This is a genomic window from Streptomyces sp. NPDC057702 (assembly GCF_042799315.1).
Classification (GTDB): Bacteria; Actinomycetota; Actinomycetes; order Streptomycetales; family Streptomycetaceae; genus Streptomyces.
The window spans coordinates 16,056-39,681 of the sequence record NZ_JBHVJC010000052.1 but is presented as its reverse complement, the minus strand read 5'-3'; the positions used below and the strand labels follow the sequence as shown (position 1 = coordinate 39,681).

The following is a 23,626-nucleotide window of genomic DNA, read 5'->3' as shown; positions in this document are numbered from 1 at the left end:
TTAACTGAGCCGCGTCCTCCGCGCGTACTGGGACGCGGAGGGCCACGGGCGGACGCGGGAGATGAGGAGGCGGTCAGTGTTGCCAAGCGATGAAGCGCGGTGCGGTCAGCCATCCGACGTCTTGGTTGTGGAGGGCATCGTCACCGTGGGGCCCCGGCGGCCCGTCAGCACCGAGAGAGACCCGAAGGCGTCGGAGCTGGCGCGCGCGGTCTCGCAGCTGCGGTGCGAACTGGCGGCCTATCCGGTCGAGTTGCCGGACCGGTCGGTGGCCGACGAGGAGCTGAGGGCCGTGGAGGCCATGGTGCGCGAAGGGCGGGCGGAGGTGCTCCTGCTGCGGCGCTCGCTGCTGCTGATAGCGAGTTCGCTGGGCTCGGTGAGCGCGCTCGGCCCCTCGGTGTCGGCGGTCAAGGCGGCGATCGACGAGTTCGGTGCCGCACCACGCCACTGGGAGTATGCGACAGACCACTGAGTCCCACGACGGGCCGCCCCACCCCCGGGGCGGCCCGATGCGCGTGCCCGCGCGCGGTGGGCGTCAGGCGGGACCGGTGGCGGCCAGGGCCGTCGAGAGGTCGCGCGCGACCTCCTTGAGGAGCGGGACGATGCGGACCGTGGCCGCCTCCGTCACCCGGCCGGCCGGCCCCGAGATCGAGATCGCCGCGGCCGTGGGGGAGTTGGGCACGCTGACGGCCAGGCAGCGCACGCCGATCTCCTGCTCGTTGTCGTCCACCGCGTACCCCGTGCTGCGCACGGTCTCCAGCGCGGCCACGAACCCGTCCGGTGTCGTGATGGTCTTCTCGGTGGCGGCGGGCATCCCCGTACGAGCGAGCAGCGCGCGTACCTCCTCGTCGGGAACGGGCGCCAGCAGCGCCTTGCCCACACCCGTGGAGTGCGGCAGCACCCGCCGGCCGACCTCGGTGAACATCCGCACGGAGTGCCGGGAGGGCACCTGCGCGACGTAGACCACCTCGTCGCCGTCCAGCAGCGCCATGTTGGCCGTCTCGCCGGTCTCCTCCACCAGCCGCGCCAGATACGGCCGGGCCCAGGTGCCAAGGAGCCGGGAGGCGCTCTCGCCCAGCCGGATCAGCCGCGGACCCAGCGAGTACCGGCGGTTGGGCTGCTGGCGTACGTAGCCGGCGGCGACCAGGGTGCGCATCAGCCGGTGGATGGTGGGCAGCGGCAGGCCGCTGCTGGTGGCCAACTCGCTCAGCCCGACCTCGCCGCCGGCATCAGCCATGCGCTCCAGCAGGTCGAAGGCGCGCTCAAGGGACTGGACGCCACCCGAGGGTGCGGTGGCGGCGGGCGTGGACCGGGCGGACGACGGCACGTCGGCTTCCTTTCGGGGCGGAGATGGTCGGCTGGCGCGCCGTGCGGCGGGGCGGCCGACCGGCCATCGGCAGCCTACCCGCCGCCGAAGTTCCGCACCGAGCCGTCCACATGCTGCGATCGCCGGTAGCAACGGGTTTGTCCACGCCCCGCACGGGGCGCCGCCGGCACCGGACGACGGGCCCCGCTCCCGGCGTACGGAATCCGGCTTCCGCCGTGGTGTGTGACGGAGCCCGTGGTGGGTCGGGGTCGCGGCGTGCGGACGGTGACGTCCACGGGGCGCCACCCAAACCGCGGGCCCGACCCGACCGCGCCACCACCAACCCGGTCACCGCCTACGCCGGGCGCACCCTGCGGACCCTCGCGCGCTCCATGTGGCCGCGCGGCACATGGAGCGCCGAGGCCGGCGAACCGGGCGCTCTCACCGGCCGGTTGCTCACCCGCCCCTCAGCGCCGCTCCGACGGGGGTGGCCCGGTCGTGCGCCCGCCCGCCGTGCGAGGCGCGGCGCTACTTGGCGCCCAGGTGGAAGAGCAGGAACAGGAAGGCCGCGAAGATGTGCACGCCCACCAGGTAGAAGGTGACCCGGATGGTCAGGCCCCAGGGCGCGCGGTCCTCTTCGTTCATGACCGACCCTCCGGCGCGCTCCGCGCCGCCCTCCGCCGCGCCGGCGCCGGGTGGCGTGGCGGCCTCTGGGGTGGCGGTCTCGGGGGCGTCGGGGCCCGTCGCGCGCGCGGGGCGGGGCTCGGCGGTGGCGGGGCGGGGCGTCGCGTCCTCGGGCGGCGCCGACGGCGTCGGCTCCCCGGGGCGCGGGGTGCGCTCACTCATGCTCGACCAGTCCTTCCGATGACGCGGTGGTCGCGGTCGCCCAGACACAGGTCGGCGGCGCCGCTCTGCAACAGCGTGTGCACGAACAACAGCTCCGCGCCGCCGGCGGAGGCGGCGGCGATGCGGTGCGGGGTCATCGAGTCGAAGTGGGCGGCGTCGCCGGCGGCCAGCCGGTGCACGGCGTCGCCCAGCGCCAGCCGCAGCGAACCCGTGAGGACGTACAGCCACTCCTCCCCGGGGTGTACCCGCACCAGCTCGTCCTGGACGCCGCTGTGCGGCACGTGCACGCGCAGCGCCTGCATGGCCCGCCCGGAGCCGCCCGCGCGCCAGTACGTCCAGCCGCCGGCCGGCGACGCCTCCATCCGCTCGGCCCGCACGATCGGGTCCTGCTCGGCCGGGACCTCACCGAGGAGGTCGGATACCGTGATGCCGTACGTACGTGCCAGTGCGAGCAGCATCGGCAGCGAGGGCTGGCGACGCCCGGTCTCCAGTCGCGAGAGGTGCGCGGGGGACAGGCCGGCCCGCTGGGCGGCCGTCTCCAGGGTCAGCCCGGAGCGTCGCCGCAGGTCGCGCAGGCGAGGCGCGACCGTGGGCAGCTCCGCGGCGGGCTCGTCGGGGGGCGTGGTCATACGTCCGGTATAGCCCCACCATGCCCCGGGGGCAAAAGTTTTGCCTCAGAGGCAAAGAGCTCCCACGGCGACCGAGGGGACTGGTCCACACCCCGTGAACTCCTGGGAAACTTCCGTTACTTGTCGTTGACATGTCACGGTCTACGCGCGTCATGCTAGGGGTCATGAGGATTCCCCCACGCATCGCCCGCATCGGCGCTCTCGGCGCCCTCGCCTCGACCCTTCTCCTCGGTGGCCCGGCCGTCGCGGCCACCCCGACGATCGACACCGCGACCCCCGCCGCGTCGGCGACCCTCACCCGCGCGGCCGTCGGCAAGATCTGCGCCTCGAACCTGCCCGCGCAGGCCCACGACACCCTGCGCCTGATCGCCAAGGGCGGCCCGTTCCCGTATCCGCAGGACGGCACCGTCTTCCAGAACCGCGAGAACCTGCTGCCCCAGCACCCGCGCGGCTACTACCACGAGTACACCGTGAAGACCCCCGGCTCCTCCGACCGTGGTGCGCGGCGCATCGTGACCGGTGAGCGCGACCAGGAGGACTACTACACCTCCGACCACTACCGGTCGTTCAAGCTGGTCAACCACGGCTGCTGACGCCGCCGGCGCCCGTGGACCCACGGGCCCGTGACCGAAGCGGCGGTCGGCCCCACCCCCGACCGCCGCTTCACCTCCCGCCCGGCCCTTCGCCCCGCCCTCACCCGCCGCGTCTCCCTCTCGACGTGCCCGGCCCCGTGCTCCCGCCGCGTCCACGCCGCGCTCCCGCCGCGTTCATGCCGTGGCGTCCGCCCCGTTCGCCGTCCCGCGCCACCGCGTGCGCGCCGGCCCGGGTCCGGACCGGGGCGTCCCCGCGCGATGCCCGCCCCGTGCGAACGGCCCTCGCCCCGCGCGTCCCGACACCGTCGGCTCCACCGCTTCCGCCGGCCGCCCGGTCGCCGACCCGGCCGTCGCGCCCGGTGGCGTACGTCCCACGCGGGGCCGCCTGCCGGCGCTGGTCGGCCCCGTGACCTCGCCCGCCGCGTCCGTATGCCGCCCGTAGGGGGCCGACCCCGGCCGCCGCGCGCGAGCGGGTGCGATCCGGGTCGAGCTCCGCCGCCTGGCCGGAACGCACCTGGCGAGGGCGCCCCCGTGGCCGTGCCGGGGCCCGGCCATCGCGCCCGTCGAGCCGCGCCCGGTCGCGCCTGGTCGACCCGCCCTCGCCCTTGCCCCCGCTCTCGCGTCTCGCGGCGACCCCGGCGCCCGGTGCCCGCCGCCCGGCGCCACCTCGGCGCGCGGCGGCCGGGCGTACGCCGCGACCCGCCCGCGAGCGGCGTCCCGGACAGGGGAGTGGCGCGCGGGCGGGGCGACGGGGCGCACGGGCGGGGGTGGGCCGACGATGGAGGCGTTCGTCCGGTCGCGGGCGACGCCGGGCTCGCCAGTGTGTCGGTCGGCGGCCGGTCGGCGTACGTCAGACGCCCGGGGAGGGCGCGACAGTTGGCGCAGGTGTGTGGGTGTCGAGGGCGGCCGGTCCGGCGTGCCGGTTCGCCGCGCGCCGTCGGCCAGGGGCGGTGGGGGTCGCTGGGGCGGATGGCGCGTCCTGTCGGCGTACGGCGAGGCGGAGCGGGGCGACGTGGGGAGCGCGCACGCTTCCGATGGGAGCCGAGTGCGCCCCCGCGGGTTCGGATGTCAGTGCCAACCGATAGCGTTTCGGTAGAAAAACGTTCGAGGGGGCGTCAAGGACGTAAGGAGGAGGCATCGGTGACATATGGCCCGGGGGCGACCGATCCCGAGGTGGTCACGTGTGGTGAGGCCATGCTGCTGATGCTGGCCGAGCCGGGTGTACCGCTGGATCGGGCCACCCACTTCCGCCGCTCCGTCGCGGGGGCCGAGTCCAATGTGGCGGTCGGTCTGGCCCGGCTCGGGCACCGCGTGCGCTGGCTCGGCCGGGTCGGCGCGGACGCCGCCGGCTCGGCGGTCCTGAGCGAGCTGCGGGCGGACGGCGTGGACGTCAGTCAGGTGGACGTGGACGAACAGGCGCCCACCGGCCTGCTGCTGCGTGACTGTCACCCCGCCCGCGCCATCGACGTGCAGTACGTGCGCGCGGGCTCGGCCGCCTCCCACCTGGAGCCGGCGCACCTCCACCCCGCCGCGCTCGACGGCGCGCGGCTGTTGCACCTGTCGGGCATCACACCGATGCTCTCGCCCACCGCGGCGGACGCGACCCGCCGCCTGGTCGAGCTGGCCCGCGCGGCGGGCGCGCTGATCTCCTTCGACCCCAACGTGCGGCGCAAGCTGGGCGGCGCGGCCCAGTGGGCACAGATCGTGGGTCCCCTCCTCGCCGAGGCAGACCTGCTCTTCGCGGGCGAGGACGAGCTGGAGCTGCTGACCGCGCGGCCCGCCGACGAGGCCGCGGCCGACCTGGTCAAGGGTCGGGCGCGGGTGGTGGTCGTCAAGCGCGCGGACCACTCGGCCACGGCGTACACCGGCGCGGGCCGCTGGGACCAGGCCGCGTTCGCGGTCCCGGTGGTGGACCCGGTCGGCGCGGGCGACGCCTTCGCCGCGGGGTACCTCTCCGGCTGGCTGCGCGGCCTGCCCGAGCCGAGCGCGCTCGCCGAGGCGGCCTGTGTCGCCGCGCTGGCCATCCAGTCCCCGACGGACACGGCCGGGCTGCCCAGCCGGGCCACCCGCGACCTGGCGCTGGCCGGCCACACGGACGGGCGCGACATCGTGCACCGTTGAGCGCCGGCCGCCCGGGCCCGCCGGGCGCGCGGCCCCGGCGCACTCCGTTCGGCGAGCGCGGCACGCCAAACGGGGACCGTCATCCGTGAACGATCACCGTTCCTCGCACGTTGGAGCCGTTGGTGAGCTGTGTCGGGTCCCCGCGCGAGCGGGTACGGACGTATCAGGTCCCGCCGGCTCACCACGGTCCCGCCAGCGGGGCACAAGACCGACGCAGGACGATGCGAGATCTCCGCGAGCGGCGCACCGCCGCCGTCGGTGGTCCGCACTCCGGCCCGGCCCCGTGCCCCGTCCGGCGCGCCCCGCACCACCCCGACGCTCCGCGTGTCACCCGTCCCGTCCGCTGTCTACCCGTGTCCACCCGCCGCGCCGGCGCCTCCGGTGCCCGCGCGCCGCGGCGCCGTCACCCCCTCGTCCCGCTTGTCTCCTCACTCTCTGTCCCTACTCTCTGTCTCCTGTCCGTGTTGCCTGTCCATGTCCACGACACATCGAAGAAGGGCGGCGAACTGCCGTGTACCGCTGGGAGATCACCCGGGCCGCGCTCGAACAGCGGGTCTTCGCCATCATCCGCAGCGAGAGCTACGACCAGGCCGCGGCGACGGCCGACACCCTGCTCTCGGCCGGGATCACCAGCATGGAGATCTCGCTGACCACGCCGTTCGCGCTGGAGGCCATCACCACCCTCACCCGCGAGGTCGGCAGCGACGCGGTGATCGGCGCGGGCACCGTGCTGGACGCCCAGGCGGCGCGGATGGCGGTGGAGGCCGGGGCCATGTACCTGGTCTCGCCGAGCCTGGACGCCGAGGTCATCAGCACCGGACACCGGTACGGGCTGCCGGTCTTCCCGGGCGTGGCCACGCCCACCGAGATGGTGCGCGCGCTGGAGCTGGGCGCGGACGCGCTCAAGCTCTTCCCCGCCTCGGCGTACGGGCCCCGCTGGCTGCGGGACGTGTGCGCCGCGCTCCCGCAGGCGCCCGTGCTGCCCACGGGCGGCGTGAGCCTGGAGGCCGCGCCGGAGTGGATCGCCGCGGGCGCGGTGGCCTGCGGCATGGGCGCCGCGCTGGCCCAGGGCGACCGGGACGTGGTGGCCAAGCGCGCCGCGGACCTGCTGACGCGCCTGGCCGACGCCAGGGAGTAGCCGGCGTACGACACAGCACGCGGGCGCCCCCGCACCGTCCCCAGCGGCCCACCCACCCCGACCCTGGTCCAAGGCGCGGCCCGGGCCGGGCCCGTCCCGCGCCCGGCGTGAGCGTGGCGGGTGACCCCGCGCCCACCACCCGCCCGGCCGGCGTCGTGGCCTCGGGATCGCGACGGACCGGGCTTTGTCCGGACAATCGGACTTCACGACTTCCCGTCAACTGTCGGTGCGGATACCCTCGGCCCGTGGCGAAGCAAGCAGACGCACCGGGCGAACGCCGTGCCGCGGCGGCCGTGTCGTTCCGCGTGGATCGCGGCAGCCCCGTCCCGCTGTACTTCCAGCTCGCGCAGCAGCTCGAAGCCGCCATCGAGCACGGCCAGCTCGCCCCGGGCAGCCTGCTGGGCAACGAGATCGATCTCGCCGGCCGGCTCGGCCTCTCCCGCCCCACGGTCCGCCAGGCGATCCAGTCGCTGGTGGACAAGGGCCTCCTGGTGCGCCGGCGCGGTGTGGGCACCCAGGTCGTCCACAGCCAGGTCAAGCGCCCGCTGGAGCTGAGCAGCCTCTACGACGACCTGGAGGCCGCCGGCCAGCGGCCCGCCACCCGGGTCCTGCGGCACACCGTCCAGCCCGCCACCGCCGAGGTGGCCGCCGCCCTCGGACTGCCCGAGGGCGCGGAGGTGGTGCTGGTGGAGCGGCTGCGGCTGGCGCACGGCGAGCCCATGGCGCACCTGCGCAACCACCTGCCGGGCGGGCTGCTGGCACTGGAGAGCGCGGCGCTGGAGGAGACCGGGCTCTACCGGCTGCTGCGCGGGGCCGGCATCACGCTGCACAGCGCCCGGCAGTCCATCGGCGCCCGCGCGGCCACCACCGAGGAGGCCGAGCGCCTGACCGAGCCGGCGGGCGCGCCGCTGCTCACGATGGAGCGGACCACCTTCGACGACACCGGACGCGCGGTCGAGTTCGGCTCGCACACCTACCGGGCCTCGCGCTACGCCTTCGAGTTCCAGCTCCTGGTCCGCCCCTGACCCGCCGCCCGCACGGCGCCGCCCCGGCCGCCCGGGTGTGCCGGCCGCGCGGGCGGGTGTGCCGGAGCGGGCTCCACGACGTACGCTGGCCGGCCGCGTCCGGGGTCGGGCGCCGCCGCACCGGCGAAGATCGATTCGTCAGGATGTTCTGACATGGCATTGACGGTGGGCGGCGCACGCCGTTACAACTCCTCCAACCGCTCTCGCGGGCGCGCCGAAGGCGCGGGAGTACGCCGCTCACGGGACCCGCTGGACCCGCGCCGAGCAGCGGTGACGGATACTTGGGCGGCCGGGGCGGGTGAACGACACCCGGCCGCACCGTGACATCCAGTGGAGAAGGGCAAGTCCTCGTGGCAAGGGTTCGGACAGGGGTACGCGCCGTGAGCGCCGTGCTGGCAGCGGTGGTCGGCGCGACCCTGGCGGGATGCAGCAGTACGGGCGGCAAGCGTGCGGAGGAGCGGGCGGCCACGTCGGCGCACGGGCGCGCGGCGGTCGACACGCCGCGCTGGACCGTCGCGATGGTCACCCACTCGGGCGATGGCGACTCCTTCTGGGACATCGTGCGCAGCGGTGCCCAGCAGGCGGCGGTCAAGGACAACATCAAGCTCCTCTACGCGCACAGCGACGAGGGCCAGCAGCAGAGCGAGCAGGTGCAGAGCTACATCGACCAGAAGGTCGACGGCCTGATCGTCACGCTCGCCAAGCCCGACGCGATGAAGGCCGTCGTCGCCAAGGCCCGCAAGGCCGGCATCCCGGTGATCACGGTGAACTCCGGGTCGGCCGAGTCCAAGGAGTTCGGCGCCCTCACCCACATCGGCCAGGACGAGGTCATCGCCGGCGAGGCGGTCGGCGACGAACTGACCCGGCGCGGCAAGAAGCGCGCCCTGTGCGTCCTGCACGAACAGGGCAACGTCGGTCACGAGCAGCGCTGCGACGGCGCCCGCAAGACCTTCAAGGGCAAGCTGGAGAACCTCTACGTCGAGGGCACCAACATGCCCGACGTGCTCTCCGCCCTGGAGGCCAAGCTCCAGTCCGACGACTTCGACGCCGTCCTCACCCTCGGCGCGCCCTTCGCCGACACGGCCGTCAAGGCCAAGAAGCAGGCCGGCAGCGACGCGGAGATCGACACCTTCGACCTGAGCAAGCAGGTCGCCCAGGGGCTGGCCAGCGGTGACCTCGGCTTCGCGGTGGACCAGCAGCCCTACCTCCAGGGCTACCAGGCCGTCGACCTGCTGTGGCTGTACAAGTACAACGCCGACGTGCTCGGCGGCGGCCAGCCGGTGTTCACCGGCCCGCAGATCGTCACCAAGGACGAGGCGGACGAGCTGGCCCGGTACGCGGAGCGGGGCACCCGGTGAGCGGTTCCCTGGCCCACCCGGGTCCCCCGGCCGACCTGCCCGAGCCGGACGAGCGGCTGCTGCACCGCTCGCTGCCCCGTCGGTTGCTGGGCCGCCCCGAGCTGGGCGCGGTGGTCGGCGCCCTCGCCGTCTTCGTCTTCTTCTCGCTGGTCGCCGACAGCTTCCTGCAGCTCTCCAGCCTCTCCACGGTGCTCTACGCGTCCTCGACGATCGGCATCATGGCCGTCCCGGTGGCGCTGCTGATGATCGGCGGCGAGTTCGACCTGTCCACCGGCGTGGCGGTCACCACCTCCGCGCTGGTCTCGTCGATGTTCAGCTACCAGATGACGGCCAACGTGTGGGTCGGCGTCGGGGTGTCCCTGCTGACGAGCCTGGCGATCGGCTTCTTCAACGGGATCGTGCTGGTCCGCACCGGCCTGCCGAGCTTCATCATCACCCTGGCCACCTTCCTCATGCTGACCGGCATGAACCTCGGCTTCACCAAGCTGATCAGCGGCAAGGTCTCCACCAAGACCATCGGGGACATGGAGGGCTTCGAGTCGGCCCGCAAGATCTTCGCCTCACAGCACACCATCGGCGACGTGAACATCAAGGTCACCATCCTGTGGTGGCTGGGCCTGGTCGCCGTGGCCACCTGGATCCTGCTGCGCACCCGCGCCGGCAACTGGATCTTCGCCGCCGGCGGCAACGCGCACGCGGCCCGCGCGGTGGGCGTCCCGGTCGCCCGGACCAAGATCGCCCTGTACATGGGGACCGGGTTCGGCGCCTGGGTGCTCGGACAGCACCTGCTGTTCTCGTTCGACTCCGTACAGTCCGGCGAGGGCGTGGGCAACGAACTGCTGTACATCATCGCGGCCGTCATCGGCGGCTGCCTGATGACCGGCGGCTACGGCTCGGCGATCGGCGCCGCCGTGGGCGCGCTGATCTTCGGCATGACGAACAAGGGCATCGTGTACGCGCAGTGGGACGCCGACTGGTTCAAGTTCTTCCTCGGCGCGATGCTCCTGCTGGCCACGCTGCTCAACGCGTGGGTACGCAAGCGGGCGGAGGCGAGCAAGTGAGCGGGCGCGAGCGGCGGGCGCAGGGCCCCGACCAGGACGCGCACCGGGACCAGCGCCGGGAGCGGCCCACCGAGACCACGGGCACGGGCGCCGGCGCGAGCCCCGACCCGGGCCCGGCCGACGCGCCGCTGGTCGAGCTGGTCGACGTCAGCAAGTACTACGGCAACATCAAGGCGCTGGAGGGCGTCTCGCTCGACGTGCGGGCGGGGGAGATCAGCTGCGTCCTGGGCGACAACGGGGCGGGCAAGTCGACCCTCATCAAGATCATCTCCGGGTTGCACCAGCACGACGCCGGCACCTTCCGCGTCGACGGCGAGGTCACCCGGCTCGGCTCCCCCCGCGAGGCCCTGGACCGTGGCATCGCCACCGTGTACCAGGACCTGGCCGTGGTGCCGCTGATGCCGGTGTGGCGCAACTTCTTCCTCGGCTCCGAACCCACCAAGGGACGCGGCCCGCTGCGCCGCCTGGACACCGCCGCCATGCGCGAGACCACCCGCACGGAGCTGCTGCGGATGGGCATCGACCTGCGGGACGTGGACCAGCCGATCGGCACGCTCTCCGGCGGCGAGCGGCAGTGCGTGGCGATCGCGCGGGCCGTCTACTTCGGCGCCAAGGTGCTGGTCCTGGACGAGCCGACGGCCGCGCTGGGCGTCAAGCAGTCCGGCGTGGTCCTCAAGTACGTCGCCGCCGCCCGCGACGCGGGCCTGGGCGTCGTGCTGATCACGCACAACCCGCACCACGCGTACCTGGTCGGCGACCGCTTCGTCCTCCTCAAGCGGGGCGCGATGGCCGGCAGCCACGCCAAGGCGGACATCACGCTCGACGAGCTGACCCGCCAGATGGCCGGCGGCAGCGAGCTGGAGGAACTCAGTCACGAGCTGGCCCGCACCGCCACGCCCGACCTGCGCCCCGGAGCGGCCACGGCCGAGTGACCCGCCCGCCACCCGCGCCCCCCCCGCGCGGGTGGCGCGGGCGGGATTCCTGCCGGGTCCTGTCAGGTAACCCGCCCGTCGCCGCGTCCTTCGTCGTGTGCCACCGTGGCGGTGGTCGAGCGGCCTTCGGCGGCCAAGCGGGGCATCCGGCGCGTACCACCCCGCGCGGCCGAGGACAGCCGCTCCACCATGCGCCACGCGGCGCGAGTGAGGCACAATCGCCACGGCGGGCCACGCCCGTCACGCCCGACCGCACGCCCGAGGCCGCTGGCCTCTCACGAGACCCGCAGGGACGACGACTCTTGCGCGCACGCACCCGCAGCGACCGAACCCGCAGCGACCGAACCCCGGCACGACGCGGAGCTGCCGCCGCCCCCCACACCGGCGAGAGGGACGGCCGATGAGTCTGTACCGCGAGCGAGTGCACCGGGGCTCCGCCCGAGCCACCGTGCTGCGCACCGTCGGCACCCGCGAGCGACGCTCGCACCTGACCGCGCCCCGGGTGCCCACCGTCGGCATCGACATCGGCGGGACCAAGGTGGCGGCGGGCGTCGTGGACGCCGACGGGAACATACTGGAGCGGCTGCGCACCGAGACCCCGGACAAGTCCAAGAGCCCCAAGGTCGTCGAGGACACCATCGTCGAGCTCGTACTCGACCTCTCCGACCGGCACGACGTGCACGCGGTGGGCATCGGCGCGGCCGGCTGGGTGGACGCCGACCGCTCCCGGGTGCTCTTCGCGCCCCACCTGGCCTGGCGCGACGAACCGCTGCGGGACCGGCTCGCCGGACGCCTCGCGGTGCCGGTCATGGTCGACAACGACGCCAACACCGCCGCCTGGGCGGAGTGGCGGTTCGGCGCCGGGCGCGGCGAGGACCACCTGGTGATGATCACGCTCGGTACCGGCATCGGCGGCGCCATCCTGGAGGACGGCCAGGTCAAGCGGGGCAAGTACGGGGTCGCCGGCGAGTTCGGGCACATGCAGGTGGTGCCCGCCGGCCACCGCTGCCCGTGCGGCAACCGGGGCTGCTGGGAGCAGTACAGCTCGGGCAACGCGCTGGTCCGCGAGGCCAGGGAGCTGGCGGCGGCCGACTCGCCGGTCGCGTACGGGATCATCGACCGGGTCGGTGGCAACGTCCAGGAGATCACCGGCCCGATCATCACCGAGCTCGCCCGTGACGGCGACGCCATGTGTGTGGAGCTCCTCCAGGACATCGGCCAGTGGCTCGGCGTCGGCATCGCCAACCTCGCCGCCGCGCTCGACCCGTCCTGCTTCGTCATCGGCGGCGGCGTCAGCGCCGCCGACGACCTGCTCATCGGGCCCGCCCGGGACGCGTTCCGGCGTACGCTCACCGGGCGCGGGTACCGGCCCGAGGCCCGCATCATCAAGGCCCAGCTCGGCAACGAGGCGGGGCTGGTCGGCGCGGCCGACCTGGCCCGCCTGGTGGCCCGCAGGTTCCGGCGCGCCAACCGGCGCCGGGTCGAGCGGTACGAGCGCTACGCACAGGCAGGACGGCGATGAGTCAGCCCGAGACCGGCCACAGTCCGCGCGAGCGGCGCCCCTGGCGGCGCAACGTGAGCCTGTTCCTGCTGGTCGCCATCCCGGCCGGGTACATGGCCATCTCGGCCCAGAAGAGCCGGGGCAGCGGCGAGGACAAGCAGGAGAACGCGGCGGCCGTCGGACTCACCCAGGGCTGGCCGAGCAAGGTCCAGCGGCGCATCTACGACACGCCGATCCCGGCGTACTCCAAGAGCGTCGCCTTCTACGAGACCAACTCGTGGAAGACGAGCCGGATGTACGTCCAGTTCGTCACCAACCCCAGGGGGTTGGACAAGTTCCTCACCCGGCTCGGCGCCGACCGTGGTGTCCTCAACGACGGTCGCGTCACCATCGACGCCGATACGGCGGGCGTCGTCGGGTGGAAGCTGGACGCCGACCGGAAGTGGGCGGGCGGCGTCATCGACCAGCAGGACCCCGAGCCCACGCTCGACATCACGGTCGACCTCGACAACCCGGACCACCCCAGGGTGTACGTGGTCTCCACCGTCACGCCCTGAGCGCCGCCCGAACCCGACACCGCCCGCACCGGGCGGGGCCGGGCCCGGGCGCCGGTGGCTACAGCACGATGACCGATTCCGTGGAGCCGGTGCGCAACAGGTGGTCGACGTGGACCTGGTGGGCGATGAAACGCCCGTTGTCGACATTGGCCGCGATGGCCACCGGCGCCAGCGAGTCCCCGTCCGGCAGCCCCGCGTAGTAAAGCCCCGGCAACGCTCCGAGCAGGCCCTTCTCATGGACGGGCGCTCCGCGCTCGTCCAGCGCCGCGGCCGGCAGCACCCCGTAGTCGGGCCCGAACCCGGTGCACCACAGGACCGTCGTGATGGCGTGCTCCGTCAGGTCCAGGCGCGTGCCGAAGTCGCGCAGGTCCGCCAGGTCGACCCCGGGGGCCGGCCGCTGCTCGGGCACCGCGAAGCCCCGGCGCCGTATCCCCGCGTCGATGGTGTCGATGACCCGCTGGTAGGCACGGGCGGACCGCTCCGCCACGGCCAGCACGTTGTCCGCCAGGACCAGGGCGTGGCGCTCGGCCGCGCGGGCGGAGCCGACGAGGGTGACGCCCTTGCGCGCCAGCGTGCCCAGGTTCAGGTCGCCGCCGTCGGTCACGGCGGTCACCGGCAGGCCGGGCAGTACGTCGGGGCCGCCCGTGTTCTGGGTGACGAAGTCCCCGTACAGCCCGAGGGCGAAGATCCACTCGTGCAGACCGCGTCCGCGGTAGCGGCGCGGCCAGGCGCGGTGGCGGCCGACCGAGAGGAAGACGCGGCGCCCGGCGTCGGCGAGTTCGTCGGCGATCTGCTGGCCGCTGATGCCGGCACCCACCACGAGCACGGCTCCCTCGGGCAGGGCGGCGGGGTTGCGGTAGGCGTGCGAGTGCAGTTGGTGGACGGCCGGGTCGAGGTCGCCGGCCAGCGCGGGGGTGTGGGGCGCCGCGTAGCCGCCGACCGCCGCGACGAGGTTGCGGGACTCGACCACGTCGCCGGTGGACAGGCGGGTCCGGAAGCGCACCGCCGCGTCGGTGGCGGCGCCCGGCGGGCACTCGACGCGCTCGACGGGGGTGTGCTGTCGCACCGGGAGCCCGCGCTCCGCCGCGTACCGGCGCAGGTGGCCGGCCAGTTCCGGGCCGGACAGGGTGCCGCTCGGGTCCCTGTCGGGATAGTCCCAGCCGGGGAAGCGGACCGACCGGTTCCCGCTGCCCACGAGCAGGTTGTCCCACCGCTCGTGCGCCCACGCCTGGCCGATCTCGCCCCGCTCCAGCACGAGGCAGGGGCGGTCCAGGTCCTGTAAGGAGGCGGCCACACCGCACCCCTGTTGGCCGGCGCCGATGATGACGGTCTCCACGTACTCGGTGGTGCTCACGGTCGAACCTCTCTCTGGTCGTGCGGGTGGGAACACCCCGCCGTGTCCGGCTGGACCCGCTGTGTCCTGCCGGCGGGCGCGTCGGTGCCGCCGGGGCGGGGTGCGGGTGGGTGGGGGCATCGCGGGTGGGGCCGCGGGGCGTGCCGGGGTGGCGTCGCGGGGGTGCCGGCCCCGTGCCGTACGCGGACGGGGCCGGCGGGGCGCGTCGTGGCGCGGTCGACCCACGTGACGACGGCCACTTAGGCTTGCCTTAGTTAGATCTTGTCTGGTGAAGCCGACGTGATGTCAACTGGCTTCGTGACCCCTCACGCAGTCTCCATCGGTCAAGCGGCGGCGCTCTACGGCCTCGCGCCGTCCACGGTGCGGTGGTGGGAGCGCCAGGGCGTGCTGACCCCGCCCGCCCGGAACGGCGGTCGGCGCCGCTACGACGACCGCGACCTGCGCCGTATCGGCGTCGCCTATCTGTGCCGCGTGGTTGGGCGGATGCCGCTGGAGCAGGCCGCCGTCGTCACCTCGGGACAGGCCACGCTGGACGCCTGGCAGCGCACCGTCGCCGACCAGATCACCGCCCTCGACCAGCAGGTCGAGCGCCTTGAGGCCGCGCGGGCGTACCTGCGTCACCTGCTGAGATGCGAGGACGACGACATGGCGCGGTGTCCCGTCCTGGAGGGCGAGTTGACCCGGCACACCCCGCGTGGGCGGCTGTCCGACCTCGACCTCGTCACCGCCGCCCGCGCCGCCCACGCCGGCACGCGCCCCCTCGCCCGTGACGAGACCTCGCCGGACACCCTCGCCCGTGACGAAACTCCGTCCGACCCGCGCACGCGTGACGAAACCCCGCCGGCCGGGCCCGCGCGTACCGCGCCCCCGACGCGCTGCGCCGCCTGCCGGGCCCCGCTCCCGCACGCCCCCCGGGGCCGCCCCCGCACCTACTGCTCCCGCGCGTGCCAGCAGCGCGCGTACCGCGCCCGCCGCGCGGCCGGCGGGACCGGGCGCGGCCCCGACCGCCCCGACGCGGGGTGCGAACGGGACCTTTCCGGCGGGGCCAACGGCCGCCATGGGCAGGCGAGTAGGCCCGAAGGCGCCCGGTCCCACCCGTGGGGGTTCCGCGCTTCCGGTTCTGCCGTGGCGGGGGCGGGGGAGCCGCTAGGTTCGGACCAGTGATGTGTGATTTTGTGATACGTGAGAGGGTCTGACGGGTGAGCAAGACAGCACCGAACACCCTGCAATACCGCCTCGACGGGCCGGAGGACGGCCCCGTCCTGATCCTGGGACCCTCGCTGGGGACCACGTGGCACATGTGGGACCGCCAGGTCCCCGAGCTGAGCCGCCGCTGGCGCGTCCTGCGGTACGACCTGCCGGGGCACGGCGGCGCTCCCGCTCACCCGGCCTCGGCGGTCGGAGACCTCGCGGACCGGCTCGTCGCCACGCTCGACCAGGTGGGCATCGACCAGTTCAGCTACGCGGGCTGCGCGATCGGCGGCGCCATCGGTGCCGACCTGGCGCTCAGACACCCGCACCGCGTCGCCTCGCTCGCCCTGATCTCCTCCTCGCCCAGGTTCGGCACCGCCGACGCCTGGCGTCAGCGCGGCGTCGTCATCCGCACCAACGGGCTCGACCCCATCGCCCGCACGGCGCCCGAGCGCTGGTTCACCTCCGGCTTCGCCACCGCGCAACCGGCCATCGTGGAGTGGTCCGTCCAGATGGTGCGCACCACCGATCCGGGCTGCTACATCGCCGCCTGCGAGGCGCTCGCCGCGTTCGACATCCGCTCCCAGCTCGGCCAGATAGGCGTGCCGACCCTGGTCCTCGTCGGCGCCGACGACCAGGTGGCGCCGCCCGCCGACGCCCGGGTCCTGGTCGCCGGCATCCCCGACGCGCGGCTCGCGCTGGTGCCCGGCACCTCGCACCTGACCCCCGTCGAACAGCCGGCGGCCGTCACCGACCTGCTCGTACGGCACTTCGCCAGCTCGGGCCAGTCCACCCACACCACCGGCATGACCGCCATCACGGCGGCGGCGCCCAAGCCGGTGCTGCCCCCGCCGCCCGCGGCCCCCGCCGCGCCCATCGCCGAGATCGCCCCCGCCGGGCAGCCCGCCCAGATGCCCGCCGGCGCCCTCGACGCCCGGGCGCAGGGCACGAAGGTGCGCCGCGAGGTGTTGGGCGACGCCCACGTGGACGCGGCCGAGGCGGTCGCGGACGAGTTCAGCGCCGACTTCCACGACCTGGCCACCCGCTACGCCTGGGGCGAGGTCTGGAGCCGCCCGGCGCTGGACCGGCACGCCCGCAGCGTGGTCACCCTCACCGCGCTCACCGCCGGCGGCCATCTCGACGACCTCGCCCTGCACACCCGCGCCGCGCTGCGCAACGGTCTGACACCGGCCGAGATCAAGGAGGTGCTCATGCACACCGCCGTCTACTGCGGGCTGCCCGCGGCGGGCGCCGCGTTCGCGGTGGCCCAGCGGGTCATCCAGGAGGAGACCCGCCCCGAGTCGTAACGGCCGCCCGCCCGCTCCGGACACCGCCGCCCCTCCGGGCGCCGGGGCCCGGCCGCGCGCCCAACCGGGCGCCCGGCCTGGGTGGAGCGGCCGGGACGCCGTGGTGCCGCGCCGGGAGCGGCCACGGCGCGCGCGTAACGTGACGTACGCGATGACGGAGCGCCCCGCGCGGCACCAGGGGTGACGCGCGGTGCGCGTGGAGAGGAGCGGTTGGTCATGCGGCTCACCAAGCAGGGGCACTCCTGCGTCCGGCTGGAGAAGGACGGCCGGACGCTGGTGATCGACCCCGGGGCGTTCAGCGCGCGGGACGCGGCGCTGGGCGCCGAGGCGATCCTGGTCACCCACGAACACGTCGACCACTTCGACGCGGAGCGGCTGCGGATCGCCCTGGAGGCCGACCCGGCCACCCAGGTGTGGACCCTGCGCAGCGTCGCCGAGCAGATCGCGCCCGCCTTCCCGGGCCGGGTGCACACCGTCGGCGAGGGCGACACCTTCCGCGCCGCCGGTTTCGACGTCGAGGTGCACGGGCAGCTGCACGCCGTCATCCACCCGGACATTCCGCGCGTCACCAACGTCGGGTACGTCCTGGACGGCGCGGTCTTCCACCCCGGCGACGCCCTGACGGTGCCCGACCGCCCGGTGGAGACCCTGCTGCTGCCGGTGCAGGCGCCGTGGAACAAGGTCGGCGAGATCATCGACTACGTGCGCGCCGTGCGGCCGACCCGCGCCCTCGACGTCCACGACGGCCTCCTGACCGACCAGGCCCGCCCCGTCTACGACCGCATGCTGGGCCCGGCCGGGCCGGGCGTGGCCGGCGCCGACCACACCCGGCTCGCGGTGGGGCAGACCCTGGACCTGTGAGGCCCGTGGGCGGCTCGCGGCCGGTTGTCAGTGGTGGGCGGTAGGTTGGCGGCCATGCGCATCGCGACCTGGAACGTCAACTCGATCACCGCCCGCCTGCCGCGACTGCTGGCCTGGTTGGAGAGCTCCGGCACGGACGTGCTGTGCGTGCAGGAGACCAAGTGCTCCCTTGAGCAGTTCCCCTTCGACGAGCTGCGGGAGCTGGGGTACGAGGCGGCGGTCAACGCCACGGGCCGGTGGAACGGGGTGGCGTTGCTCTCCCGCGTCGGCCTGAGCGACGTCGTCACCGGGCTGCCCGGCGGCCCGGAGTACGAGGGGGCCCAGGAGCCCCGCGCGGTCTCGGCGACCTGTGGCCCGGTCCGCGTCTGGTCGGTGTACGTGCCCAACGGCCGCGAAGTCGACCACGACCACTACGCGTACAAGCTGCGCTGGTTCGAGTCGCTGCGCGCGGCGGTCGCCGAGGACGCGGCGGGGCCCCGCCCCTTCGCCGTGCTCGGGGACTTCAACGTGGCCCCCACCGACGAGGACGTGTGGGACATTGCTCCCTTCGAGGGCGCCACGCACGTCACGCCCGCCGAGCGCGCCGCGCTGGCCGCGCTGCGCGAGACGGGGCTGTCCGACGTGGTGCCCCGCCCGCTGAAGTACGACCGCCCCTACACGTACTGGGACTACCGTCAGCTCGGCTTCCCGAAGAACAAGGGCATGCGCATCGACCTGGTGTACGGCAACGCGCCGTTCGCGAAGGCGGTCGGCGACGCGTACGTGGACCGTGAGGAGCGCAAGGGCAAGGGCGCCTCCGACCACGCCCCGGTCGTGGTGGACCTGGAGGTCTGAGCCCGGGCGCACTACCGGCCGGCCCCGGCGTGTGTCCGGGGGCGCCCCGCGCCCGGAGGCGCCCCCGGCCGTGACCCGCCCGTGGCGCGTCGTCTCCGTGGCCGGCGCCGTGTTCTCACGGGGACAGCAGGCGCAGGTCGACGGAGTCGCCGAGGGCGCGTAGGCCCGCCTCGTTCGGGTGCAGGTGGTCGCCGCTGTCGTAGCCGGGGAGCAGGCGGCGCGGTCGGTCCGGGTCGCGCAGGACGGCGTCGAAGTCCAGGACGGCGTCGAAGGTGCCACGGTGGCGGCGGACGAAGGCGTTGACCGCCTCGCGTCGCGCGTCCACCGCCGGCGTGCAGTCGGCGAACCCCTCGCAGGGGGCCAGGGTCGCGGCGAGCACCCGCAGCCCCCGCCCGTGGGCCCGGTCGGCGATGGCGCGCAGCCCGGCGGTGACGGCGTCGGTCGTGGTGCCCGAGCGCACGTCGTTGACGCCCTCGAAGACGATCACGGCGCGCACGCCGGTCTGGGCGAGCACGTCGCGCTCCAACCGGTGCTGGGCGCTGACCCCGCCCACGTCGGCGCTCACGCCGTCGCCGGGATAGCGGTCGGTGACGACGCGGTTGGCGGCGATGCCGTGACCGAGCACCCCGTAGCGCGGCCCGGTCGGCCGGCCGAGCAGGCGGCGGGCCAGCACGTCGGGCCAGCGCCGGTTGGCCCCGGGCGTCGATCTCTCCCCGTCGGTGATCGAGTCGCCGAGCGCCACCACCGAGCCCGGCCCGCCCGCGACGTCCACGCCGGTCAGGTAGGGCCAGGTGGTGAGGGAGGCGGTGAAGGCCGGGCCGACGCGGTCGCCCGTGTGGTCGCCGCTGTCGGCGGGGCTGAGGTAGGAGCGCTGGTTGGCCTGCGCGTGCACCGGGGCGGCGGTGACGGCGCCGGGCAGGTGCAGGCTCACCAGCAGGTCGGCCTCCGGCGGCACGGCGAGGTCCACCGGGTCGCTGAACACCTGGGCGCCGGCCGCGATCCGCGCCTCGGGCCGGCCGTCGAACGTCAGCGGCACGGGTTCGGCCGCCGCCGTGGCCCCGGCCTCGCGCACCGCGAGGCTGGCGTGCGCGACGTCCACCGGGGTCGCGGCGAAGGTGTTGGCCAGCCTGATCCTGGCCCGTGGGCCGCCGAGGCTGGTGTGCACCACCAGGCGCAGCGTGCGGTTCCGCCACCCGCCACCCGGTTCCTCGCCGGGGCGCACCGGCGGCAGTCCGGAGGTGCTGGCCGCCCAGGTGCCGCTCCACTCGGTGGCCGTCTGACGCACCGCGAGGGCGAAGACGTGCAGGTCGGCGCCAGGGCCCGGGTCGGTGGGCAGGATGACGGCGGCGACCTCCTCGCCCGGCGTGAGCGGCACGCTCACGGCGTACAGCAGGGCTGGTTCCGCCCGCTGTCCGGTGGGCGAGTTGAGGTGGGGCAGGGCGAGCGCCCTGGTGGCGAGCGACCCGCCGCGCCAGTCGGGCGCGGTGAGGTCGTATCTCTGGTGCGAGCCGTCGCGGTAGCGCACCGTTCCGACGCCACCGGCGCCCGGGCCGGCGCTGCCCGGGGTGCTGCCGGTGACCAGGAAGGTGAGGGCGTCGCCGCGCCCGGTCAGCGCCACGGTCTGGCCGTCGGCCCGTACGTTGTCGGGGCTGCCGGGCACCGAACGCGGCCAGGTCAGCCGGGTCGCGTCCAGGGTCAACACCGCTCCGGGCGACCAGCCGGCCGCCGCCAGGTCCCGGGCCGACAGGGAGTGCCCCGCGCCGTCCAGGTCGGCCGCGCCGGGCCGGGCGTCGTCGCTGACGCCCACGTTGTCGAAGAGCCGCTCCAGGGGCGCGGGGGCCTCCCCCCGGCCGGCCGGGCGGCCCAGGCCCGAGGCCGGGGCGGTGGTGGCGCGGGCCGCCCGGGCGGGCCGGGTGGGCCGCGAGGTGGTCGCGAGGGCGTACGGCCGGGCGGCGGCCGTCCCGCCCCACGCGTCGGTGCCGGGGGCCGGACCGCCGGGGGGATGGTCGGCGTGCGCGGGGGCCGCGTACGGGCGGGTGCGGGGGAGCGGGGCGGGGTGCGCGAGGACGGTGGGGGCCGGGCCGGCGGGAGGCCGGGCGGCGGCCTGCGGAGGGGTGGCGTGGGTGGCGGCGTGCGCCGGGGCGCCGTGCGCAGCGGTGGCGTACGTGAGGGCGGCGGGAGGTGGGCCGGCGTGGGGCGGGGCGGGTTCGGCGCGGGCGGTGGCGCGAGGCGGGGCCAGGGCCAGTACCAGGGCCAGCGCCATCGCGCCCGCCAGCGCGGCGGCGGGGGAGCGGCGCCCGGCGCGGGCGCCCCGGCCGTGCCCGGGCTCGGGCGGCCGTCCGCCCGGGAGTCGGGTACCGCACACACGCGTCCCCTCTCGTCGTCGACGGGCGGCCACCGGCCGCGCGGTGCGGGGGACGGTGGCCGGCCCCACGGAGTGGCGGGCTCCGCGTCGCCCGGGGTGGGCCAGGGGTCGGGGGAGCGTGAGGGTCCCGGTGGCCGAGCGTGGCGCGCCGCCGCGCGCCTGTGGTGCGTACCCCCGGGTGAGTGCGACGCTGAGTGCTATGAACATCTCTTTCCTGGGCCCCTGGCGCAAGCGGCACGGCGCGGCGAGCGAAGCGGAACCGCCGCCCTCCGGGCCGGCCCAGGAAGGGTTGGCCGAACTGCTCGCGGAATGTGAACTGCTGCGGGCCCGTGCCGAGTCGGAGAACGTCGCGCTGGACGACACCCCGGCCTCCCTCGAAGCGCTCGACCAGTTGCAGCCGCGCTGGCGGGACGACCCGGAGGAGCTGCCCTGGCTCGGCAACGACGCGGGCCTCTACCTGGGCACGGTCATCGTGCGCACCGTCTCGGGCGCGCGGTGGGGCCTGGCCTCGGACGGCACCCCGCTGGTCGTGCTCGACAGCGGCCGGGAGATCGACGTGGCCGCGGCCGGCCTGACCTGGGCCGAGGACGGCGCGCCCGAGCTCTCCCAGCTCTACGCCGAGGTCGACGAGGGCTGACGACGGCCGCTCGCGCTCCCCCGTACCGCCCTGCCACCGCCTCCGCCGACGTCGCGAGCCGAGGGCGCCCCCCCCCGCCCGGCGCGCGCTCCGCGTTCCACGGGAGGCGCGGGTCGCCGGCGCGCTCTCAACTCCGCCGCGCCCTCAACCCCACTGCGGGTGGCGTGCCCGCAACACGCCTCGTGAGGGAGCATCAATGGCCCACATGATGCGTGTCATCCGCAAAGCCCCCTATGCGCGTGTATAGGTTGCTTTGACTGCGACACGCCTGAGAGTGGGTAGGGCTGCATATGGCCGTCGATCCTCTGATCGAACTGCGCGACGTCAACAAGTACTACGGGAAGCTGCATGTGCTGCGGGACATCGACCTGACCGTGGGGCGCGGGGAGGTCGTGGTCGTCATCGGCCCCTCCGGGTCCGGCAAGTCGACGCTGTGCCGCACGATCAACCGGCTGGAGAGCATCGAGTCCGGCACCATCACCCTCAGCGGCACGCCGCTGCCGGCCGAGGGGAAGGCGCTGGCCCAGCTCCGGGCCGAGGTCGGCATGGTCTTCCAGTCGTTCAACCTCTTCGCGCACAAGACCGTGCTGGCCAACGTGTCGCTGGCGCAGATCAAGGTGCGCGGGCGCGGGCGGGAGCGGGCCGACGCGCGTTCGCGCGAGCTGCTGGAGCGGGTGGGCCTGGTCGAGCACGCCGACAAGTACCCGGCCCAGCTCTCCGGTGGCCAGCAACAACGCGTGGCCATCGCGCGAGCGCTGGCGATGGACCCGCAGGCGATGCTCTTCGACGAGCCGACGTCCGCCCTCGACCCGGAGATGATCAACGAGGTCCTGGAGGTGATGCGACAGCTGGCCCAGGAGGGGATGACGATGGTGGTCGTCACCCACGAGATGGGCTTCGCGCGCTCGGCCGCGAACCGGGTGGTGTTCATGGCCGACGGCGCGATCGTGGAGGACCGCCCGCCCGAGGAGTTCTTCAACGCGCCGCGCAGCGAACGCGCCAGGGACTTCCTCTCCAAGATCCTCAAGCACTGAGCGGGCGGGCACCGACATGCGCAAGCTTCCCCCGGGCCGGGGACCGGCCCCCCGCGTGACCCGTCGTCGGCGCGCGCTGGCCGCGACCGTGCTGGCCGCGCTCGCCCTGGCCACGGCCGCCTGCGGCAAGGAGGGCAGCCCGCCGGCGAAGGGGCCGCGCCCCGAGGCGCTGCCCCGCTACCGCGTCGCCCAGGACGTCGAGCTGACCAACTCGGCGACCTGGCGGGGGGCCAAGCGGCGCGGGCGCCTGGTGGTCGGCGCCAAGGAGGACCAGCCGTACATGGGTGAGAAGGACCCGGCCACCGGCCGCTACAGCGGGTTCGACATCGAGATCGCCAAGATGATGGCCGCCTCGCTCGGCTTCGACCCGGGCCGCGTCAGCTTCCGTACCGTCGCCTCCGCCAACCGTGAGACCGCGCTCCAGAACGGCCAGATCGACTACTACGTCGGCACCTACACCATCAACGCCCTCCGCAAGCGCCAGGTCGGCTTCGCCGGCCCCTACTACCAGGCCGGACAGTCACTGCTGGTGCGCGACGACGAGGACGACATCCACGGCCCGGACGACCTGGCCGGCAAGAAGGTGTGCTCGGCGGCCGGCTCGACGCCCCTGCAACGCATCGAGGCCGACTACCCCAAGGCCGACCCGGTCTCCTACGACGCGTACTCGATCTGCGTCGACAACCTGCTGACCTACCAGGTGGACGCGGTCACCACCGACGACACGATCCTGATGGGCTACGCCGCGAAGGCGCCCGACGAACTCAAGCTCGCCGGGCGGCCGTTCTCCAAGGAGCCGTACGGCATCGGCGTACCCAAGAGCGACAACGCGCTCCGTCTCGCGCTCGACGACGCCATCGTCGCGCACCAGCGAAACGGCGACTGGAAGAAGGCGTACGACGCGACGCTCGGCCTCTCCGGCGTGCCCGCCCCGAAGCCGCCGCCCGTCGACCGCTACCCGGCGGGCTGAGAAAGGCGG

The 23,626-nt window shown here is 74.6% G+C and carries 22 protein-coding genes; 17 read left to right on the top strand and 5 right to left on the bottom strand.

Features of this window, described 5'->3' with window-relative positions; translation table 11 throughout:
- Positions 1-76: 76 nt before the first annotated feature.
- Positions 77-469, top strand: coding sequence for a DUF5955 family protein (locus ACFVFR_RS29510; RefSeq protein ID WP_383707233.1), 393 nt, complete (start codon positions 77-79; stop codon positions 467-469).
- A gap of 63 nt (positions 470-532) precedes the next feature.
- Here the strand turns inward: ACFVFR_RS29510 and ACFVFR_RS29505 are convergent, their stop codons facing one another.
- The 3 genes from ACFVFR_RS29505 to ACFVFR_RS29495 all read right to left on the bottom strand — a co-directional run bounded on the left by ACFVFR_RS29505 (position 533) and on the right by ACFVFR_RS29495 (position 2,778).
- Positions 533-1,324 carry an IclR family transcriptional regulator gene (locus ACFVFR_RS29505; protein WP_383707231.1) on the bottom strand — a complete coding sequence of 264 codons (792 nt, stop codon included), beginning with the start codon at positions 1,322-1,324 and terminating at the stop codon, positions 533-535.
- Positions 1,325-1,831: 507 nt separating this feature from the next.
- Positions 1,832-2,149 (bottom strand): DUF6126 family protein, encoded by a 318-nt coding sequence (locus ACFVFR_RS29500; RefSeq protein WP_383707228.1) that lies wholly within the window; start codon positions 2,147-2,149, stop codon positions 1,832-1,834.
- The gene (locus ACFVFR_RS29495; RefSeq protein ID WP_383707226.1) at positions 2,146-2,778 is read right to left on the bottom strand and encodes a helix-turn-helix domain-containing protein; all 633 of its coding nucleotides are present in this window, start codon (positions 2,776-2,778) and stop codon (positions 2,146-2,148) included. Before ACFVFR_RS29495 ends, ACFVFR_RS29500 begins: the two co-directional genes overlap by 4 nt.
- 164 nt (positions 2,779-2,942) lie before the next feature.
- Here ACFVFR_RS29495 and ACFVFR_RS29490 point away from each other — a divergent pair, with 164 nt between their 5' ends.
- From ACFVFR_RS29490 to ACFVFR_RS29450, 9 genes are all read left to right on the top strand, one after another.
- Positions 2,943-3,371, top strand: a complete 429-nt coding sequence (locus tag ACFVFR_RS29490) for a ribonuclease domain-containing protein (RefSeq protein WP_383707224.1) — start codon at positions 2,943-2,945, stop codon at positions 3,369-3,371.
- Between the two features lie 1,140 nt (positions 3,372-4,511).
- Positions 4,512-5,492, top strand: a complete 981-nt coding sequence (locus ACFVFR_RS29485) for a sugar kinase (RefSeq protein ID WP_383707222.1) — start codon at positions 4,512-4,514, stop codon at positions 5,490-5,492.
- A gap of 511 nt (positions 5,493-6,003) precedes the next feature.
- Entirely contained in the window at positions 6,004-6,630 is a 627-nt protein-coding gene (locus tag ACFVFR_RS29480) for a bifunctional 4-hydroxy-2-oxoglutarate aldolase/2-dehydro-3-deoxy-phosphogluconate aldolase (protein ID WP_383707220.1), read from the top strand.
- 305 nt (positions 6,631-6,935) lie between these two features.
- Positions 6,936-7,655 carry a GntR family transcriptional regulator gene (locus ACFVFR_RS29475; RefSeq protein WP_383707250.1) on the top strand — a complete coding sequence of 240 codons (720 nt, stop codon included), beginning with the start codon at positions 6,936-6,938 and terminating at the stop codon, positions 7,653-7,655.
- A 350-nt stretch (positions 7,656-8,005) separates the two neighbouring features.
- Positions 8,006-9,013: a sugar ABC transporter substrate-binding protein gene (locus tag ACFVFR_RS29470; RefSeq protein ID WP_383707218.1), complete on the top strand. Its 1,008-nt coding sequence runs from the start codon at positions 8,006-8,008 to the stop codon at positions 9,011-9,013.
- A complete protein-coding gene (locus tag ACFVFR_RS29465) occupies positions 9,010-10,074 on the top strand; it encodes an ABC transporter permease (RefSeq protein ID WP_383707216.1) in 1,065 nt (354 codons plus the stop codon). Before ACFVFR_RS29470 ends, ACFVFR_RS29465 begins: the two co-directional genes overlap by 4 nt.
- A 128-nt stretch (positions 10,075-10,202) precedes the next feature.
- Positions 10,203-11,006, top strand: coding sequence for an ATP-binding cassette domain-containing protein (locus ACFVFR_RS29460; RefSeq protein ID WP_383707248.1), 804 nt, complete (start codon positions 10,203-10,205; stop codon positions 11,004-11,006).
- Positions 11,007-11,406: 400 nt separating this feature from the next.
- The gene (locus ACFVFR_RS29455; RefSeq protein WP_176164725.1) at positions 11,407-12,528 is read left to right on the top strand and encodes an ROK family glucokinase; all 1,122 of its coding nucleotides are present in this window, start codon (positions 11,407-11,409) and stop codon (positions 12,526-12,528) included.
- Positions 12,525-13,064 (top strand): hypothetical protein, encoded by a 540-nt coding sequence (locus ACFVFR_RS29450; protein ID WP_383707213.1) that lies wholly within the window; start codon positions 12,525-12,527, stop codon positions 13,062-13,064. The genes ACFVFR_RS29455 and ACFVFR_RS29450 overlap by 4 nt, the downstream gene beginning before the upstream one ends.
- 58 nt (positions 13,065-13,122) lie before the next feature.
- Here ACFVFR_RS29450 and ACFVFR_RS29445 read toward each other — a convergent pair whose 3' ends face one another.
- Entirely contained in the window at positions 13,123-14,418 is a 1,296-nt protein-coding gene (locus ACFVFR_RS29445; RefSeq protein WP_383707211.1) for a flavin-containing monooxygenase, read from the bottom strand.
- Between the two features lie 297 nt (positions 14,419-14,715).
- Between ACFVFR_RS29445 and ACFVFR_RS29440 the strand changes: the two genes are divergently transcribed.
- The 4 genes from ACFVFR_RS29440 to ACFVFR_RS29425 all read left to right on the top strand — a co-directional run bounded on the left by ACFVFR_RS29440 (position 14,716) and on the right by ACFVFR_RS29425 (position 18,611).
- Positions 14,716-15,582 (top strand): MerR family transcriptional regulator, encoded by an 867-nt coding sequence (locus ACFVFR_RS29440; RefSeq protein WP_383707209.1) that lies wholly within the window; start codon positions 14,716-14,718, stop codon positions 15,580-15,582.
- A gap of 35 nt (positions 15,583-15,617) precedes the next feature.
- Entirely contained in the window at positions 15,618-16,916 is a 1,299-nt protein-coding gene (locus tag ACFVFR_RS29435) for an alpha/beta fold hydrolase (protein ID WP_383707207.1), read from the top strand.
- Between the two features lie 216 nt (positions 16,917-17,132).
- Entirely contained in the window at positions 17,133-17,777 is a 645-nt protein-coding gene (locus tag ACFVFR_RS29430) for an MBL fold metallo-hydrolase (protein ID WP_383707205.1), read from the top strand.
- 54 nt (positions 17,778-17,831) lie between these two features.
- Positions 17,832-18,611 (top strand): exodeoxyribonuclease III, encoded by a 780-nt coding sequence (locus ACFVFR_RS29425; protein ID WP_383707203.1) that lies wholly within the window; start codon positions 17,832-17,834, stop codon positions 18,609-18,611.
- Positions 18,612-18,726: 115 nt separating this feature from the next.
- Here ACFVFR_RS29425 and ACFVFR_RS29420 read toward each other — a convergent pair whose 3' ends face one another.
- The gene (locus ACFVFR_RS29420; protein WP_383707202.1) at positions 18,727-20,976 is read right to left on the bottom strand and encodes a GDSL-type esterase/lipase family protein; all 2,250 of its coding nucleotides are present in this window, start codon (positions 20,974-20,976) and stop codon (positions 18,727-18,729) included.
- Between the two features lie 199 nt (positions 20,977-21,175).
- Between ACFVFR_RS29420 and ACFVFR_RS29415 the strand changes: the two genes are divergently transcribed.
- The 3 genes from ACFVFR_RS29415 to ACFVFR_RS29405 all read left to right on the top strand — a co-directional run bounded on the left by ACFVFR_RS29415 (position 21,176) and on the right by ACFVFR_RS29405 (position 23,617).
- Positions 21,176-21,613, top strand: a complete 438-nt coding sequence (locus tag ACFVFR_RS29415; RefSeq protein ID WP_383707200.1) for a DUF6278 family protein — start codon at positions 21,176-21,178, stop codon at positions 21,611-21,613.
- A 290-nt stretch (positions 21,614-21,903) separates the two neighbouring features.
- Entirely contained in the window at positions 21,904-22,647 is a 744-nt protein-coding gene (locus ACFVFR_RS29410) for an amino acid ABC transporter ATP-binding protein (RefSeq protein WP_383707198.1), read from the top strand.
- Between the two features lie 16 nt (positions 22,648-22,663).
- Positions 22,664-23,617: a glutamate ABC transporter substrate-binding protein gene (locus ACFVFR_RS29405; protein WP_383707196.1), complete on the top strand. Its 954-nt coding sequence runs from the start codon at positions 22,664-22,666 to the stop codon at positions 23,615-23,617.
- The last annotated feature ends 9 nt before the right edge of the window (positions 23,618-23,626 follow it).

Bases quoted from the DNA above. Each gene is read 5' to 3' on its own strand.
- ACFVFR_RS29500 (WP_383707228.1), bottom strand. From the start codon at position 2,149: ATGAGTGAGCGCACCCCGCGCCCCGGGGAGCCGACGCCGTCGGCGCCG.
- ACFVFR_RS29495 (WP_383707226.1), bottom strand. From the start codon at position 2,778: ATGACCACGCCCCCCGACGAGCCCGCCGCGGAGCTGCCCACGGTCGCG.
- ACFVFR_RS29490 (WP_383707224.1), top strand. From the start codon at position 2,943: ATGAGGATTCCCCCACGCATCGCCCGCATCGGCGCTCTCGGCGCCCTC.
- ACFVFR_RS29455 (WP_176164725.1), top strand. From the start codon at position 11,407: ATGAGTCTGTACCGCGAGCGAGTGCACCGGGGCTCCGCCCGAGCCACC.
- ACFVFR_RS29450 (WP_383707213.1), top strand. From the start codon at position 12,525: ATGAGTCAGCCCGAGACCGGCCACAGTCCGCGCGAGCGGCGCCCCTGG.
- ACFVFR_RS29430 (WP_383707205.1), top strand. From the start codon at position 17,133: ATGCGGCTCACCAAGCAGGGGCACTCCTGCGTCCGGCTGGAGAAGGAC.
- ACFVFR_RS29425 (WP_383707203.1), top strand. From the start codon at position 17,832: ATGCGCATCGCGACCTGGAACGTCAACTCGATCACCGCCCGCCTGCCG.
- ACFVFR_RS29415 (WP_383707200.1), top strand. From the start codon at position 21,176: ATGAACATCTCTTTCCTGGGCCCCTGGCGCAAGCGGCACGGCGCGGCG.
- ACFVFR_RS29410 (WP_383707198.1), top strand. From the start codon at position 21,904: ATGGCCGTCGATCCTCTGATCGAACTGCGCGACGTCAACAAGTACTAC.
- ACFVFR_RS29405 (WP_383707196.1), top strand. From the start codon at position 22,664: ATGCGCAAGCTTCCCCCGGGCCGGGGACCGGCCCCCCGCGTGACCCGT.